Raw genomic sequence first — 14,461 nt, 5'->3', positions numbered from 1 at the left:
TTAAAATTTTGTTATGCCTGATACAACCATTCGTTCAAACACTGAAGTAGTACTTATTGGAGCTGGAATTATGAGCGCCACTCTTGGTTTAATACTCAAAGAACTGCAACCCGATATAAAAATTCACATTTACGAGCGCTTAGATATTGCAGCTGCCGAAAGTTCTGATGCCTGGAATAATGCCGGAACGGGACATTCCGCTTTTTGCGAGCTCAATTACACACCTGAAAGCGAAGACGGAAGCATTGATCCAAAAAAAGCAATCGGTATTGCCGAATCTTTCGAGGTTTCAAGGCAATTTTGGGCGTATCTCGTTCAGGAAAATAAAGTTCCGTCTCCTGAAAATTTTATAAAAAGCATTCCACACCTGAGTTTTGTTTGGGGTGAAAAAAACGTGGACTACTTAAAAAAGAGATTTGAGGCTTTACAATCGAATCCTCTTTTTGAAGAAATGGTTTTCAGCACGGATTGTTCTGAGTTAAAAAAATGGATGCCTCTGGTGATGGAAGGCAGAAAAGAGTCTGATAAAGTTGCCGCTACTTCAATGGCTATCGGTACGGATGTTAATTTTGGAGAGTTAACCCGAAGTATTTTTGGTTATTTGACAAAATTAGAAGGTATTGAGATTCACTTTAACCATGAAGTTCAGAAATTAAAACAAAGGGAAGATAAATCCTGGAGGATAAAAATTACTGATTTGGCTACAGGCCAAAAGAAAAAAGCATACACTAAGTTTGTTTTCATAGGTGCGGGTGGCGGTTCGCTGCCATTACTTGAAAAAGCGGATGTTCCTGAAGGAAAAGGCTACGGCGGTTTTCCAGTGAGCGGGCAATGGCTAAAATGCACTAATCCCGAAGTGATTGCCAAACATCAAGCTAAAGTGTATGGGAAAGCAAGCGTTGGCGCACCACCAATGTCAGTTCCGCATATTGATTCCCGAATGATAAATGGAGAAAAAGCATTGCTTTTTGGACCTTTTGCTGGCTTTTCGACTCGATTTTTAAAAAATGGTAGGTATTCTGATTTGCCTTTATCTATTAAAAGAGATAATATATATCCTATGATTGCCGCAGGAATCAAGAATATTCCACTTACCAAATATTTAATTGAGCAAGTACGGCAGTCGCCTGAAGACCGGATAAACGCTTTGAGAGAATATGTTCCAACTGCAAAATCCAAAGACTGGGTTCTTGAACGAGCAGGGCAACGCGTTCAAGTGATTAAGAAAGATGAAAAAAAAGGTGGTATTCTGGAATTTGGTACCGAAGTGATTACCACTGCCGATGGTTCTTTATCTGTTTTGCTGGGTGCGTCGCCGGGCGCTTCAACCGCTGTTTCTATTATGGTTGATTTGATTGAAAGGTGTTTCAAAGAACAATTTGAAACACCGGAATGGCAGGAAAAACTAAAAACGATGATTCCGTCTTTTGGGCAGAAATTAAATGATAATCCTGAATTATTAAAGGAAATCAGAAAAGAAACCGCTACCGTTTTAAAACTGAATAATTAAAATTTTTTATAAATATAAAAAAGGCGCTGAATTTTAGATTGTATCTGATTTCAGCGCCTTTTTCTTTATAAATTTTTTAATATTTTTGTCGTTTTCAAAATATTTTCGGATAAATTAGTTAACCAGATTAATTGTTCGATTACTAATTGCGCTTCCTGCATTTTTAGTTGAAACTCCTCTTCATCAATCGGAATTCCCTGTTTTAATTCTTTTTCCCGGATGTTTTTCAGCTCTGTAAATCGCATCGCTAAATCTTCTTGTGGAAGGTTTACCTTGAGTTCTGAATTGTTTTCTTTGAGGACAGCAATGGCATTATGTAAGTTTTTAATGGCAGTGTCGACTACTACATTAAACGCTTCAGAGGCGGTTGTAGTTTTATGCGATTGGATATAGGTACCCAAAGAAGCTAACGAGGACAATAGCGAATGGTTTAAGACTGCCAGTTTATACACTTGCGGCAATTGTTTTTGCTTAGATTTAGGTTCTTGTACCATTCTTTGAAACGAAGCCATTAAATTTCCAATTTCGATAAAAGCATTTTTACGAGCCAAACGGTATGAAGTAGAAATGTTTCCTTTTTTATTGTAAAAAACAGAAATCTCCTTTAAATAATCTTGGTTTGCCTTAATCGATTTCTCTAAGTAAACGGGCGTATTTAAAAACTCCCATGACGGCCATAAAAATTGATTTGCCAAAAATGCTAAAACAGCGCCCACCACGGTATCCAGTATGCGATATTGGACTAAATCACTAATGTTAGGCGTCATTAATCCGTAAATAAAAACGACATACATGGTGACAAATACGGCACTTACTTTATAATTTATTTGGGTAAAAGAAAATCCCAACAGTATACAAAGAATGGAAAGGATACTGATAACAATGTTATCTTTTACCAAGAAAAGAATTCCAAAAGCAATTAGTCCACCTATGACCGTGCCAATTATTCGCTGAAAAGAACGTTCTTTTGTCAAACCGTAACCAGGTCTCATGATTACAATTATCGTAAGTAAAATCCAGTATACGTTGTGGAACGGGAGAAATTTTCCAATAATAAATCCAAGCATTAATGTCATGGTTAATCGCAAGGAATGTCTGAAAATAGAAGAGGAGAAACTCAGGTTTTGGGTCAGCGTGCTCAACGGGTAATATTGTGGCGTAAGGAATTTTTCTAAATCCTTGTCGATTCCTTTAAAATCCTGAGAATTAAAAGCAAGTGTAAATGCATGTTCTACAATTTTAATTTTTTCGACCTGTTTTTCAGCATACTGCAGCATCGTTGTCAACATAAAAACCCCTTCGGAAGCAGTAGTTTTCCCCAAATCACTCTCATAACCTGCGATGGATTGTTGTAAGGAATTTAAATCATTCAGTAAAGTGTGCTTAGAAATGTATTTTGTGTGTTTTTTGACACTTTTTGATAATTGCTTCAAACTAGCCGCCAGATTGTAAGCTAAACGTTGATAGGTTAGCAGAACCTTAGGGTGATCATCGAATTTTTGATGTAATTTATCATGATCGAAGGCTGTGGACAAGGCCAGTTCAAGAATTTCTACCAATGAAATAAAAACCAGCAACATTTTGCGGTTTTGATTGGATGAACCTGAGGTAGTATGGCTGCTAATCAATACTTCCCGTATATTTTGATGGATGGTATTAAGTTCCACCTGAAGGTGTAATTGTTTTTCAATTATGGATTTTTTATCAGCATTTAAGGTCCACAAATCGCCTCGCAGTTTCAAATATTTTGCAGTAAGTTTAATACATTCCGCAATTTGTAACTCGATATAGCGATGCGGTCTGATGTAATGAAAAATCAGCGAAATCAGCAAATAGAATAAACCGCCGGCAAGAATCAGCGCGGAATGAAGTACCATTGCCCAGCCGGTGTTGATGCTTGCAAATGCTAATGAAACGGCAATAAGACCAGAGAAAGAAACCATGGTGGCTCGTTGCCCATAAACAGAAAGCATGGCTATAAGGAAAATTAATACCGCCAAAAAAGGATAGAAAATCCATGAATACGGAAACACGATATTCACAATCAAATTGATGCTTGCCACCAGTATTGCGGTGACAAGAATACCGTTAATTTTATGCTTCAGACTGCTTGGAATATCGCTTGGATAGGTAAAAACTGCGCCAAGAGCCATTGCAAAACCCATTTCAAATTTACCCAAAAAAGAAAAGATCATAACGGGAATGACCGTCGCGATAGTAATTTTTATACCATTGGTAAAATTAGTGCTGTCGGTAAATTTTCGGATTTTGTAAATCATATCAATGTATTGGCACAAAGGTAAGAGTTGTATTAATTAGACAACCAATAAAGGAGGTGATTTGTTTTAAATTGTAAATATTAGCTAATATTTAACGGCAGATTATTCATTGTCTATTTTTTTACTATTTTTGCAAACTGAATGAAAAAGAAACATAGTTCAATTTCAGTAGACAATATTTAATACAAAACGAATGATTTTACCAATTATAGGATACGGCGATCCAGTTTTAAGAAAAACAGGAGAAGTTCTTTCACCGGAACATCCAAATTTGAAAGAAACAATTGTCAATATGTACGAAACTATGTATAATGCCTATGGTGTGGGACTTGCTGCGCCACAGGTAGGATTAGCCCTTCGTTTATTTGTAATCGACACGACTCCTTTTAGCGATGATGAAGAACTAGAAGATGTAGAACAAAAAGAATTAAAAGGATTCAAAAAAACTTTTATCAATGCAAAAATGATAAAAGAAGAAGGAGAAGAGTGGAGTTTTAATGAAGGTTGCTTGAGTATTCCAGATGTCAGAGAGGATGTTTATAGAAATCCGACGATAACAATTGAATATTGCGAAGAGGATTTTGTAATGAAAACAGAAGTTTTTGAAGGATTAATCGCCAGAGTAATTCAACATGAATACGATCATATTGAAGGAATTTTATTTACCGATAAAATTTCATCATTAAAAAAACGATTGATTCAAAAGAAACTGAAAAACATCTTAGAAGGAAAAACGTTCCAAGATTACCGCATGAAATTTTTTGCCAAAAAAGGAAGGTAAAATAAATTTACAGCTTCGGTTGGTATGATTTTTGGTTTTAAAGAAAAAATAAATAAGTCAAATTCTTAATAATAATTACACAAAAGATGAATTTAGAAAAAATATTAGCCATTTCTGGGAAACCAGGTTTATATGTATTGAAAGTGCAAACAAGAACTGGCTTTGTCGCAGAATCATTAGCAGACGGAAAAAAAATCACAGTGAACTTGAAAAGTAATGTGAGTTTATTGTCGGAAATTTCAATTTATACGTATGAAGGTGAAAAACCTTTAGCTGAGATCATGCAAAAAATTGCTGATAAAGAAAGCAAAGGTCCAGCACTTTCTCATAAAGAAGACAATGCTAAACTAACGGCTTATTTCAAAGAAATTTTACCGGATTATGATGAAGAAAGAGTGTATCCTTCTGATATCAAAAAAGTTTTAAACTGGTACAATATGCTTCAGGCAAAAGGATTAGTTACTGATGAAGCTCCAACTGCTGCTGTTGCTGAAGAAGTTGCTGCAGTTGTAGAAGAAACTCCAGAAGCTGAAGTAAAAGCTCCGGCTAAAAAAGCAAAAGCTAAAAAAGAATAATTTTTCACTTCAATAATATTTAATCCTGTTCAGCTATTTTCTGAACAGGATTTTTTTATTTTTACCAAAAACAATTTCTGATGAATTCAAGACAAAACCAACTGCAAGCTTTCGAAAGATTATTAGACATTATGGATGATTTGCGTGAAAAATGTCCTTGGGACAAAAAGCAAACTATGCAAACGTTGCGTCATTTGACTATTGAAGAAACTTACGAATTAGGAGATGCAATTCTGGACAATGATTTAAACGAAGTCAAAAAAGAATTGGGTGATTTGTTATTGCATATTGTTTTTTATGCCAAAATAGGAAGCGAAACCAACGATTTTGACATGGCTGATGTTTGCAATGAAATTTGTGAAAAGTTAATTCATCGCCATCCGCATATTTATAGTGATGTTGTGGTTAAAGACGAGGAGGAAGTGAAACAAAACTGGGAAAAACTAAAACTGAAAGAAGGCAAGAAATCTGTTCTGGAAGGTGTTCCAAGAAGTTTACCCGCTTTAGTCAAAGCAAGCCGAATTCAGGATAAAGTAAAAGGAGTGGGTTTTGATTGGGAAGAATCGCATCAGGTTTGGGATAAGGTTCAAGAGGAATTGGAAGAATTACAAGTTGAGGTTGAAGCGGGAGATCAGGATAAAATTGAAGCTGAATTTGGAGATGTTTTATTTTCGATGATTAACTATGCCCGATTTCTTAACGTAAATCCCGAAGATGCTTTGGAACGAACCAATAAAAAATTCATTAAGCGCTTTCAATATTTAGAAAGTAAAGCAGGAGAATTGGGAAAACCTTTAATGGACATGACTTTAGCTGAAATGGATGTTTTTTGGGAAGAAGCGAAGAAGTTGTAGTATTCAGTGTTCAGTGTTCAGTCCCGATGCTTAGGGATTAGTGTTCAAAGTATAGTTTCAGATTAATTTATAATTACCAATGTCAGAAAATAAAACCGAGTTAAAACGTTCTTTAGGATTAATAGATGCCACAAGTTTAGTAGCTGGTTCCATGATAGGATCCGGGATTTTCATTGTAACATCAGCCATGGCGAGAGATATTGGATCTGCTGCGTGGTTATTGGTAATTTGGTTGGTAACAGGATTAATCACAGTTGCCGCCGCATTGAGTTATGGAGAATTGGCTGGAATGATGCCTAATGCAGGCGGACAATTCGTTTATATTCAACGCGCTTATGGAAGATTAGTTTCTTTCCTTTACGGCTGGACTGTTTTCACGGTAATTCAAACTGGAGTTATTGCCGCTATAGCGGTTACTTTTGCTAATTATGCCGCTATCTTCTTTCCTGTTTTAGATCAAAGTCTTTTTACTATTGGTACTGGTTTTGTTTTTTCGTACCAAAAAGTATTGGCTATTTTTAGTATAATTCTGCTAACTTATATTAATACCAAAGGAGTTGAAAGCGGAAAAACGGTTCAATTGATTTTTACTTCGGCTAAATTAATTGCGCTTTTTGCATTGATTGTTTTAGGATTGTATGTTGGTTTACAAACGGATGTTTTGTCCAATAATTTTGCAAACATGTGGGAAGCCAGCAAAACGGTGGTCAATCCTGATGGAACGGTTACGGTTACAAAATTAGTTGGAATGGCAATTTTGGGCGCTGCAGGAGCAACGATTATCAATTCACTATTCTCAAGTGATGCTTGGAATAACGTGACTTTTATTGCAGGTGAAATTAAAGAACCGAAAAAGAATATTCCTCGAAGTTTGTTTCTTGGAACTCTAATTGTCACTGTTATTTATGTTTTGGCAAATCTGGCTTATTTGGCTTTATTGCCAATGCAAGGAACACCAAACGCTGCTGATAGTTTGAGTAACGGAATAATGTTTGCCAGTAACGACCGAGTAGGAGCGGCCGCGGCAAGTATTATTATGGGAAATGTTGGTGTTTTTGTGATGGCTGCGTTAATCATGGTTTCCACTTTTGGATGTAATAGCGGTTTGATTCTTTCGGGAGGAAGATTGTTTTTTGCGATGGCAAAAGACGGATTATTTTTTAAACAAGCGACGGAACTTAATAAGAATCAGGTTCCGGCCAAAGCATTATGGGTGCAATGTATTTGGGCTTGTGTACTTTGTATTTCTGGAAAATTTGGAGATTTACTGACGTATGCTACTTTTGCGTCGTTGTTGTTTTATATCCTGACGATTTTGGGAGTTTTTATCCTAAGAAAAAAAGAACCCAATGCAGACAGACCATACAAAGCGTTTGGATATCCAATTGTACCAGCCATTTATATTATAGTGACCTCGGCAATCTGCTTGACTTTATTGATTTATGATACGTTCAATACTGGATTGGGATTGTGTATTGTGGCGCTGGGAATTCCGGTGTATTATTTTGTAATGAATAAGAAAGAGTAAAATGAATCTTGCTATTCTGCTAATTTTTTTAGCGCATTGATATCTTTTAAAACTATTTTTTTTCCTGTTAATTCAATCAGACCTAATTTTTTAAAATCAGATAGCAAACGGATGCAACTTTCGGTGGCAGTGCCAATTATGCTGGCTAGTTCGTCTCTTGAAAGTTGTACTTTTAAGGATTTATCGTCATTTTCTCCAAAGGTGTCGTGCAAGTAAAGAAGCGCTTCTGCCAATCTTTCTTTAACGGTTTTTTGGGCTAAATTCACCATGTGATCATCGGCTTCTTTTAAATCACCACAAATACTTCGCATCACATTCATCGAAAACTGGTTATTCTTATCAAAATATCCCATCACTTCCGACTTTGGAATAAAACAAACCTGCATGTCTTCAAGAGCAACAGCGCTTAGATTCACCGGTTCATCGCTAATCATCGAGCGTTGTCCTAGTAATTCTCCTTTGGTAACTAATTTTACAATATGATCTTTACCGTTTGCACTTAGTTTAGTAAGCTTGCAGATGCCATCTTTGATGCAGTAAATACCGTTTACATTCTCGCCTTCTTCAAATATAACCTCCCCTTTTTTAATGATATGAGATGTTTTACAGTCTGAAAGTTTTAGTAATTCGTCTTTAGTAAGTGCTTTTAAAGAGCTGAATTCTCTTACTATACATTGTTCGCATTTACTCATATTGTTTAGAATTTATTGGGCGTACAAAACTAACCCTTTAATATGACAAATATCATATTTTTAACTTATTCAATTAATCACCTTTGCCTCAGGTAAAATGAGCAAAGTTATGGACACACAAAACTGTTTCCATTGTGGGTTAGATATTATTAAAGAAGACGAAATTATTTTTGATGCTAAAAATTTCTGTTGCAACGGTTGTAAAACGGTGTATGAAATTTTTAGTCTTAACGATTTGACGTGCTATTATGATTTCGAAAAATCCCCTGGAGCAACCCCGCAAGATATTAATGGTAAATATGATTTTTTAGACAATGAAAGTATTGTATCCAAGCTTTTGGAATTTCAAGAAAATTCAACCGCAATTATTTCACTTAACATTCCACATATTCATTGTAGCTCGTGTATTTGGATTTTGGAAAATCTACAGCGTCTTCAAAAAGGAATAAGCACTTCGCAGGTTAATTTCCCTGAAAAAAGAGTCCGAATCACCTTCAATCCCGAAGTGGTTTCTATCAAAACGATTGTTTACTTGTTAAGTTCTATTGGTTATGAACCGTACATTAGTTTAGAAAACTATGAAACGGGAAGTAAAAATGTAGATAGAAGTTTAACCTATAAATTGGGCGTTGCTTTCTTTTGTTTCGGAAATATTATGTTGCTTTCATTTCCCGAATATTTTGAGGTTAAAGAATATTGGCTGGATCAATACCGCGGTTTTTTTCGTTGGTTAATTTTCGCTTTATCGCTGCCAAGTTTCTTCTATTCAGCGAGTGGTTATTATGTTTCGGCGTATAAAAGTATCAAAACTAAAATGCTAAATATCGATATTCCAATTGCTTTAGGAATTGTAGTGATGTTTGTGCGAAGTACTTTTGATATTGTCATGGATTACGGTTCCGGTTTTTTCGACAGCTTGACCGGATTGATTTTCTTTATGCTTTTGGGGAAAATGTTCCAAATCAAAACCTATAGTTTTTTGAGTTTCGAAAGGGATTTTAAATCGTATTTTCCAATAGCGATTACCAAAATCAATTCGGATTTATCAGAAGAAAGCGTAGCAATTTATGAAGTTGAAAAAGGCGACAGACTACTAATCAGAAATCAAGAACTTATTCCGGTTGATGGAATCTTGATTTCGGAAAAAGCGGAAATCGATTATAGTTTCGTCACAGGAGAAGCGATTCCCATTACGAAACAGTCTGGAGACAAAGTTTTTGCGGGGGGGAAACAAATAGGAAAAGTAATCGAAATGGAGGTTTTACATTCCGTCTCTCAAAGTTATCTGACACAATTATGGAGTAATGATGTGTTCCAAAAAAATGTAGAGCAAAAACACAAAACGATTACCGATAGTATCAGCCGTTATTTTACACCTATTTTATTACTGATTGCTTTTGCAGGATTTGGATATTGGATTTTTATAGATGCCAACACTGCTTTCAATGTATTTACTGCGGTATTGATTGTTGCTTGTCCTTGCGCTTTAGCACTGACGGCACCATTTACTTTTGGGAACATATTGAGAATTTTAGGTAAGCAGAAGTTTTATCTCAAAAATGCTTTGGTAATTGAACAATTAGCAAAAGTTGATACAATTGTTTTTGATAAAACGGGAACGATTACCACCAATAAAAAATCGAATATTTCTTATGAAGGAACCATTCTTTCTGATGAAAATTTGTTGCTGATAAAAAATGTATTACGCGCCTCCAATCATCCGTTAAGCCGAATGTTGTATGATTATTTGCCTATTTCAATTTTACAAAGTAAATCGGTACACGATTCCAAAAAGTTGAAAGTAGATTCTTTTGAAGAAATCACCGGAAAAGGAATTCGAGCTCAGATTTTTGGTCACCAAATCCAAATTGGTTCTGAAGAATTTTGTGAGCCACCATTTTCTATTTCGTTTCCCTCTTCTTTGGAGAGAGTTGGGGAGAGGACATCAGTTCACATCAAGATTAATGATACTTATTACGGGAAATTCGTTTTTAACAATCAATACAGAGAAGGACTGGAAGAGCTTTTCAGGAACTTAAGCACTAACTATCAAATCAAGGTTTTATCAGGTGACAACGAAGGCGAACGAACAACTCTTGAACAGCTTTTGCCGAAAGGCACGGAATTGATTTTCAATCAGAAACCAGAACAAAAATTAGAATTCATAAAAAATTTGCAGGAACAAGGCAAAAATGTGATGATGGTGGGCGATGGATTAAATGACGCCGGAGCTTTGGCGCAAAGCAATGTTGGAATCTCGATTTCTGAAAATGTGAATGTTTTTTCACCGGCTTGTGATGCTATTTTGGATGCCGGTGAATTTCAAAAACTGAATTATTTCTTGAAATTATCTAAAAATTCTATTACAACAATTAAAATGAGTTTTGCATTATCCTTATTGTATAATGTCGTGGGATTATCGTTTGCCATAACCGGAAATCTGTTGCCACTGGTTGCAGCTATTATCATGCCGTTAAGTACAATAACCATTGTAAGTTTTGTAACGGTGATGAGCAGTTATTATTCAAATAAAAAGTAGAAAAATAAAAATTTTCTGATTTTTTTCACATATTTTTAACAAAAGTGATAAGTATGATAAATGTCATATTTTACTTGAAATCGTCAAAGTAACTTTGTTAACATAAATTAAGGTATGAGTGTCATTTATTTATTAATCTCCATCAGTATAATAGTCGCTATCGGATTTTTTATTGCTTTTATAACTGCAGTAAAGACAGGCCAGTATGATGACGATTATACACCATCGGTCAGAATGCTATTTGACGATGAGTTAATCCAGCCTAAAGTTGAAAAGTCAAAGGGCGAAAGTCAGGAGACTTTATAATATTCAACACTAATTTTTTAAATTTTTCAATCATTTAATTTTTTTATTTATGGAAATGCAGCAGTTTTATTACGATAACAAAATTGTAAAAAACTTCATTTACGCGACCATCGTTTTTGGAGTAGTAGGAATGTTAGTGGGACTTACATTGGCCTTTATGTTTCTTTTTCCAAATATTACCGATGGTATTTCGTGGTTGAGTTACGGTCGATTAAGACCATTACACACCAATGCGGTTATTTTTGCATTTGTTGGAAATGCAATGTTTGCGGGTATTTATTATTCGTTGCAGCGATTGTTAAAAGCCAGAATGTTCAGTGATCTTTTGAGTGCTATTAATTTCTGGGGTTGGCAATTAATTATTGTCGCGGCAGCGGTATCATTGCCATTAGGGTACAGTACATCTAAAGAATATGCCGAATTAGAATGGCCAATAGATATTGCAATCGCATTGATTTGGGTTGTTTTTGGTATAAATATGATTGGGACAATCATGAAACGTAGAGAGCGCCATTTGTATGTTGCGATTTGGTTTTACCTAGCAACTTTTGTTACTGTAGCGGTTTTACATATTTTCAATAGTTTGGCATTACCGGTCTCAGGAATGAAAAGTTATTCCGTTTATGCAGGAGTTCAAGATGCTTTAGTGCAGTGGTGGTACGGTCATAATGCGGTTGCATTTTTCTTGACCACACCTTTCTTAGGATTGATGTATTATTTTGTTCCAAAAGCGGCAAATCGTCCGGTGTATTCTTATAGATTGTCAATTGTTCACTTTTGGTCGTTGATTTTTATTTATATCTGGGCAGGACCACACCATTTATTATATTCTGCTTTACCTAACTGGGCACAAAATTTAGGAGTTGCATTTTCTATTATGTTGATTGCGCCATCTTGGGGTGGAATGATAAACGGACTTTTAACGTTGAGAGGCGTTTGGGATAAAGTACGTGTGGAACCAGTTTTAAAATTCTTCGTTGTAGCGATTACCGGTTACGGAATGGCGACTTTTGAAGGACCGATGTTATCCTTGAAAAACGTAAATGCTATTGCGCATTATACAGACTGGATTATTGCTCACGTTCACGTAGGTGCATTAGCCTGGAATGGATTTATGGCTTTTGGTATGATTTATTGGTTGGTTCCTAGAATGACTAAAAGTAGTTTATACTCTCTTAAATTAGCTAATTTTCACTTTTGGATTGGAACTTTAGGAATTATATTATACACGATTCCAATGTATGTTGCTGGTTTTTTACAAGCATCGATGTGGAAACAATTTAATCCGGACGGAACTTTAACCTACGGTAACTTCCTTGAAACAGTAACTCAAATTATGCCAATGTATTGGATGAGAGCTATTGGTGGAACCCTTTATTTAATAGGAATGTTTACTTTGGTTTACAACATTATCCAAACGGTAAGATTAGGTTCTAAAATTGAAGATGAATTAGCTGAAGCGCAGGAATTATTGAAAATTAGTGCAGGAAGAGTTAAAGGAGAGAAATTTCACCCTTGGTTAGAAAGAAAACCAATTCAGTTAACTATTTTGGCAACTATCGCAATTTTAATTGGCGGTGTTATCCAAATTGTACCAACGATTATGGTTAAGTCAAATATTCCAACTATTGCCAGTGTAAAACCATATTCTCCATTAGAATTAGAAGGACGTGATTTATACATTCGTGAAGGTTGTGTGGGTTGTCACTCGCAGTCTGTTCGTCCTTTCCGTAGTGAAGTAGAACGTTATGGACCGCAATCTAAAGCAGGAGAATTTGTATACGATCACCCGTTCCTTTGGGGATCAAAACGTACAGGTCCGGATTTATTGAGAGTTGGAGCAAAATACAATGATAATTGGCATTTTAACCACTTTTGGAATCCTCAAAGTATCTCTGCTGGATCAATTATGCCAGGTTACAAATGGTTGTTTGACAATAAACCAATGGATGTTTCTTTGACTCAAAAGAAAATGCAGGTAATGGTAACGCTTGGAGTTCCTTACACTGAAGCTGAAATTGCAAGTGGTTTAGATGATTTACGAAAACAAGCTGTCGCAATTGAAGAAAGTTTGAAAAATGATCCTGACTTTGTAAAAAGTTATGATGAAAGCAAGAAAAAAGCCGAAGCTAGAGGAGAGAAATTTATTCCAATGAATGAAAGAGAAATCGTTGCAATGATTGCTTATATGCAAAGACTTGGAACCGATATTAAAGTAAAAGATGTTGCTAAAAAATAAAAGTCATGTTCGAACAAATAAAACATAATATGGAAACGATTGAAGGTGTGGCGATATATCCCATCTTATCACTATTGATTTTTTTCTTCTTTTTTGTAGGTCTTGGTTTGTGGGTTTTGTCCTATAAAAAAGAAACGATAAATGAATTGAGTCAATTTCCATTAAGAGACAACTAAATAGTATAATTTTTTAAAATTTAGAAAATGAAAAAATTAATTCCAGCATACGTTAGAGTACCTGTTATTTTCTTTGCTGTATTGCTAGCAATGGAATACTTTATTGACTCAGGAGACAGACCTGCTTTTATAAAATTCCCAATGGTTTCCGTATTCTTATTCGTATTTCTTTTCCTTTTGATAGCAATAGAAATTACCGTGAATGCCGTTGACAATATTACCTATCACTTGTTGACCGAGGAACAAAAAATACAATTAAAGGAAGCAAACGCTTTAAGTTTCAGAGATAGCGACTGGTTTAAAAAGCTGATGACAAAACTGACTAAAACCGAGTCATTGGATAACGAAGGTCAATTATTATTAGATCATGATTATGACGGTATCAAAGAGTTAGATAATAATTTACCGCCATGGTGGGTGTATTTATTCTATGCTTGTATCTTATTCGGAGTTGTTTATATGGTGCGCTATGAAGTTTTAGGAGCTGACAATCAGGAAATGGAACTTACGAAAGAAGTGGCTCAGGCCAAAATTGATATTGCAGAATATATGAAAACTGCACCAGACATGATGGATGAAAAAACGGTGACTTTATTGACAGATCCTGCTGATTTAGCAGCGGGGAAAGAAATTTACACAACCAATTGTGCAGCTTGTCACAGGGCAGATGCGGGAGGGCAAATTGGGCCGAACCTAACAGATGATCAATGGATTTTAGGTGGCGGAATAAAAAATGTATTTCATACTTTGGTGAATGGAGGACGTGACGGAAAAGGAATGATTTCTTGGAAAGGTACATTGAAACCTAAAGAAATGCAGAAAGTTGCCAGTTATATCTTATCCTTAAAAGGAAGTAACCCACCAGATGCAAAAGGTCCTGAAGGAGAAGTTTGGGTAGAAGAAGATGTTACTGTTGCGGTTAAATAACAATTAACACACGTTTTTATTTAACTAAAGAATTTTACTAATTATTTTAAACTTG

Annotated in this window: 12 protein-coding genes; 10 read left to right on the top strand and 2 right to left on the bottom strand. The window is 35.4% G+C overall.

Translation table 11 applies throughout. The features are described 5' to 3' along the window. The first annotated feature begins 13 nt into the window (after positions 1–13). Complete coding sequence (locus tag E0F89_RS07695; RefSeq protein WP_131909222.1) at positions 14–1,510, top strand: malate:quinone oxidoreductase; 1,497 nt, start codon at positions 14–16, stop codon at positions 1,508–1,510. A gap of 65 nt (positions 1,511–1,575) precedes the next feature. On the opposite strand, the gene E0F89_RS07690 is transcribed toward E0F89_RS07695, so the two are convergent. Next, entirely contained in the window at positions 1,576–3,789 is a 2,214-nt protein-coding gene (locus E0F89_RS07690) for an FUSC family protein (protein WP_131909221.1), read from the bottom strand. Positions 3,790–3,982: 193 nt separating this feature from the next. On the opposite strand from E0F89_RS07690, the gene def reads away from it, so the two are divergent. From def to E0F89_RS07670, 4 genes are all read left to right on the top strand, one after another. Next, a complete protein-coding gene (def, locus tag E0F89_RS07685) occupies positions 3,983–4,570 on the top strand; it encodes a peptide deformylase (protein ID WP_131909220.1) in 588 nt (195 codons plus the stop codon). An 86-nt stretch (positions 4,571–4,656) separates the two neighbouring features. Next, entirely contained in the window at positions 4,657–5,145 is a 489-nt protein-coding gene (locus tag E0F89_RS07680) for a DUF5606 family protein (protein ID WP_131909219.1), read from the top strand. A gap of 80 nt (positions 5,146–5,225) precedes the next feature. Continuing rightward, positions 5,226–5,999, top strand: coding sequence for a nucleoside triphosphate pyrophosphohydrolase (mazG, locus tag E0F89_RS07675; RefSeq protein WP_131909218.1), 774 nt, complete (start codon positions 5,226–5,228; stop codon positions 5,997–5,999). A 79-nt stretch (positions 6,000–6,078) separates the two neighbouring features. Continuing rightward, complete coding sequence (locus E0F89_RS07670; protein ID WP_131909217.1) at positions 6,079–7,527, top strand: APC family permease; 1,449 nt, start codon at positions 6,079–6,081, stop codon at positions 7,525–7,527. An 11-nt stretch (positions 7,528–7,538) separates the two neighbouring features. On the opposite strand, the gene E0F89_RS07665 is transcribed toward E0F89_RS07670, so the two are convergent. Further along, the gene (locus tag E0F89_RS07665) at positions 7,539–8,219 is read right to left on the bottom strand and encodes a Crp/Fnr family transcriptional regulator (protein ID WP_131909216.1); all 681 of its coding nucleotides are present in this window, start codon (positions 8,217–8,219) and stop codon (positions 7,539–7,541) included. 109 nt (positions 8,220–8,328) lie between these two features. On the opposite strand from E0F89_RS07665, the gene E0F89_RS07660 reads away from it, so the two are divergent. The 5 genes from E0F89_RS07660 (at position 8,329) to E0F89_RS07640 (ending at position 14,406) form a co-directional block, all read left to right on the top strand. Continuing rightward, the gene (locus tag E0F89_RS07660) at positions 8,329–10,758 is read left to right on the top strand and encodes a heavy metal translocating P-type ATPase (RefSeq protein WP_131909215.1); all 2,430 of its coding nucleotides are present in this window, start codon (positions 8,329–8,331) and stop codon (positions 10,756–10,758) included. 114 nt (positions 10,759–10,872) lie between these two features. After that, positions 10,873–11,064 (top strand): cbb3-type cytochrome oxidase assembly protein CcoS, encoded by a 192-nt coding sequence (gene ccoS, locus E0F89_RS07655; protein WP_131909214.1) that lies wholly within the window; start codon positions 10,873–10,875, stop codon positions 11,062–11,064. 49 nt (positions 11,065–11,113) lie between these two features. Then, entirely contained in the window at positions 11,114–13,303 is a 2,190-nt protein-coding gene (gene ccoN, locus E0F89_RS07650) for a cytochrome-c oxidase, cbb3-type subunit I (RefSeq protein WP_131909213.1), read from the top strand. Between the two features lie 5 nt (positions 13,304–13,308). Continuing rightward, the gene (locus E0F89_RS07645; RefSeq protein ID WP_131909212.1) at positions 13,309–13,479 is read left to right on the top strand and encodes a CcoQ/FixQ family Cbb3-type cytochrome c oxidase assembly chaperone; all 171 of its coding nucleotides are present in this window, start codon (positions 13,309–13,311) and stop codon (positions 13,477–13,479) included. A gap of 27 nt (positions 13,480–13,506) precedes the next feature. Further along, positions 13,507–14,406 carry a cbb3-type cytochrome c oxidase N-terminal domain-containing protein gene (locus E0F89_RS07640; RefSeq protein WP_131909211.1) on the top strand — a complete coding sequence of 300 codons (900 nt, stop codon included), beginning with the start codon at positions 13,507–13,509 and terminating at the stop codon, positions 14,404–14,406. The last annotated feature ends 55 nt before the right edge of the window (positions 14,407–14,461 follow it).

The sequence above is a fragment of the Flavobacterium caseinilyticum genome (genome assembly GCF_004349085.1).
Lineage (GTDB): Bacteria > Bacteroidota > Bacteroidia > Flavobacteriales > Flavobacteriaceae > Flavobacterium > Flavobacterium caseinilyticum.
The sequence above is the reverse complement of the archived record's forward strand: the minus strand, read 5'-3'. Positions and strand labels throughout refer to the sequence as shown.

Coding starts and splice junctions, on each gene's coding strand:
- E0F89_RS07640 (WP_131909211.1), top strand. CDS start 13,507: ATGAAAAAATTAATTCCAGCATACGTTAGAGTACCTGTTATTTTCTTT.
- E0F89_RS07695 (WP_131909222.1), top strand. CDS start 14: ATGCCTGATACAACCATTCGTTCAAACACTGAAGTAGTACTTATTGGA.
- E0F89_RS07680 (WP_131909219.1), top strand. CDS start 4,657: ATGAATTTAGAAAAAATATTAGCCATTTCTGGGAAACCAGGTTTATAT.
- E0F89_RS07645 (WP_131909212.1), top strand. CDS start 13,309: ATGTTCGAACAAATAAAACATAATATGGAAACGATTGAAGGTGTGGCG.
- E0F89_RS07690 (WP_131909221.1), bottom strand. CDS start 3,789: ATGATTTACAAAATCCGAAAATTTACCGACAGCACTAATTTTACCAAT.
- def (WP_131909220.1), top strand. CDS start 3,983: ATGATTTTACCAATTATAGGATACGGCGATCCAGTTTTAAGAAAAACA.
- E0F89_RS07665 (WP_131909216.1), bottom strand. CDS start 8,219: ATGAGTAAATGCGAACAATGTATAGTAAGAGAATTCAGCTCTTTAAAA.
- ccoS (WP_131909214.1), top strand. CDS start 10,873: ATGAGTGTCATTTATTTATTAATCTCCATCAGTATAATAGTCGCTATC.
- mazG (WP_131909218.1), top strand. CDS start 5,226: ATGAATTCAAGACAAAACCAACTGCAAGCTTTCGAAAGATTATTAGAC.
- E0F89_RS07660 (WP_131909215.1), top strand. CDS start 8,329: ATGGACACACAAAACTGTTTCCATTGTGGGTTAGATATTATTAAAGAA.
- ccoN (WP_131909213.1), top strand. CDS start 11,114: ATGGAAATGCAGCAGTTTTATTACGATAACAAAATTGTAAAAAACTTC.
- E0F89_RS07670 (WP_131909217.1), top strand. CDS start 6,079: ATGTCAGAAAATAAAACCGAGTTAAAACGTTCTTTAGGATTAATAGAT.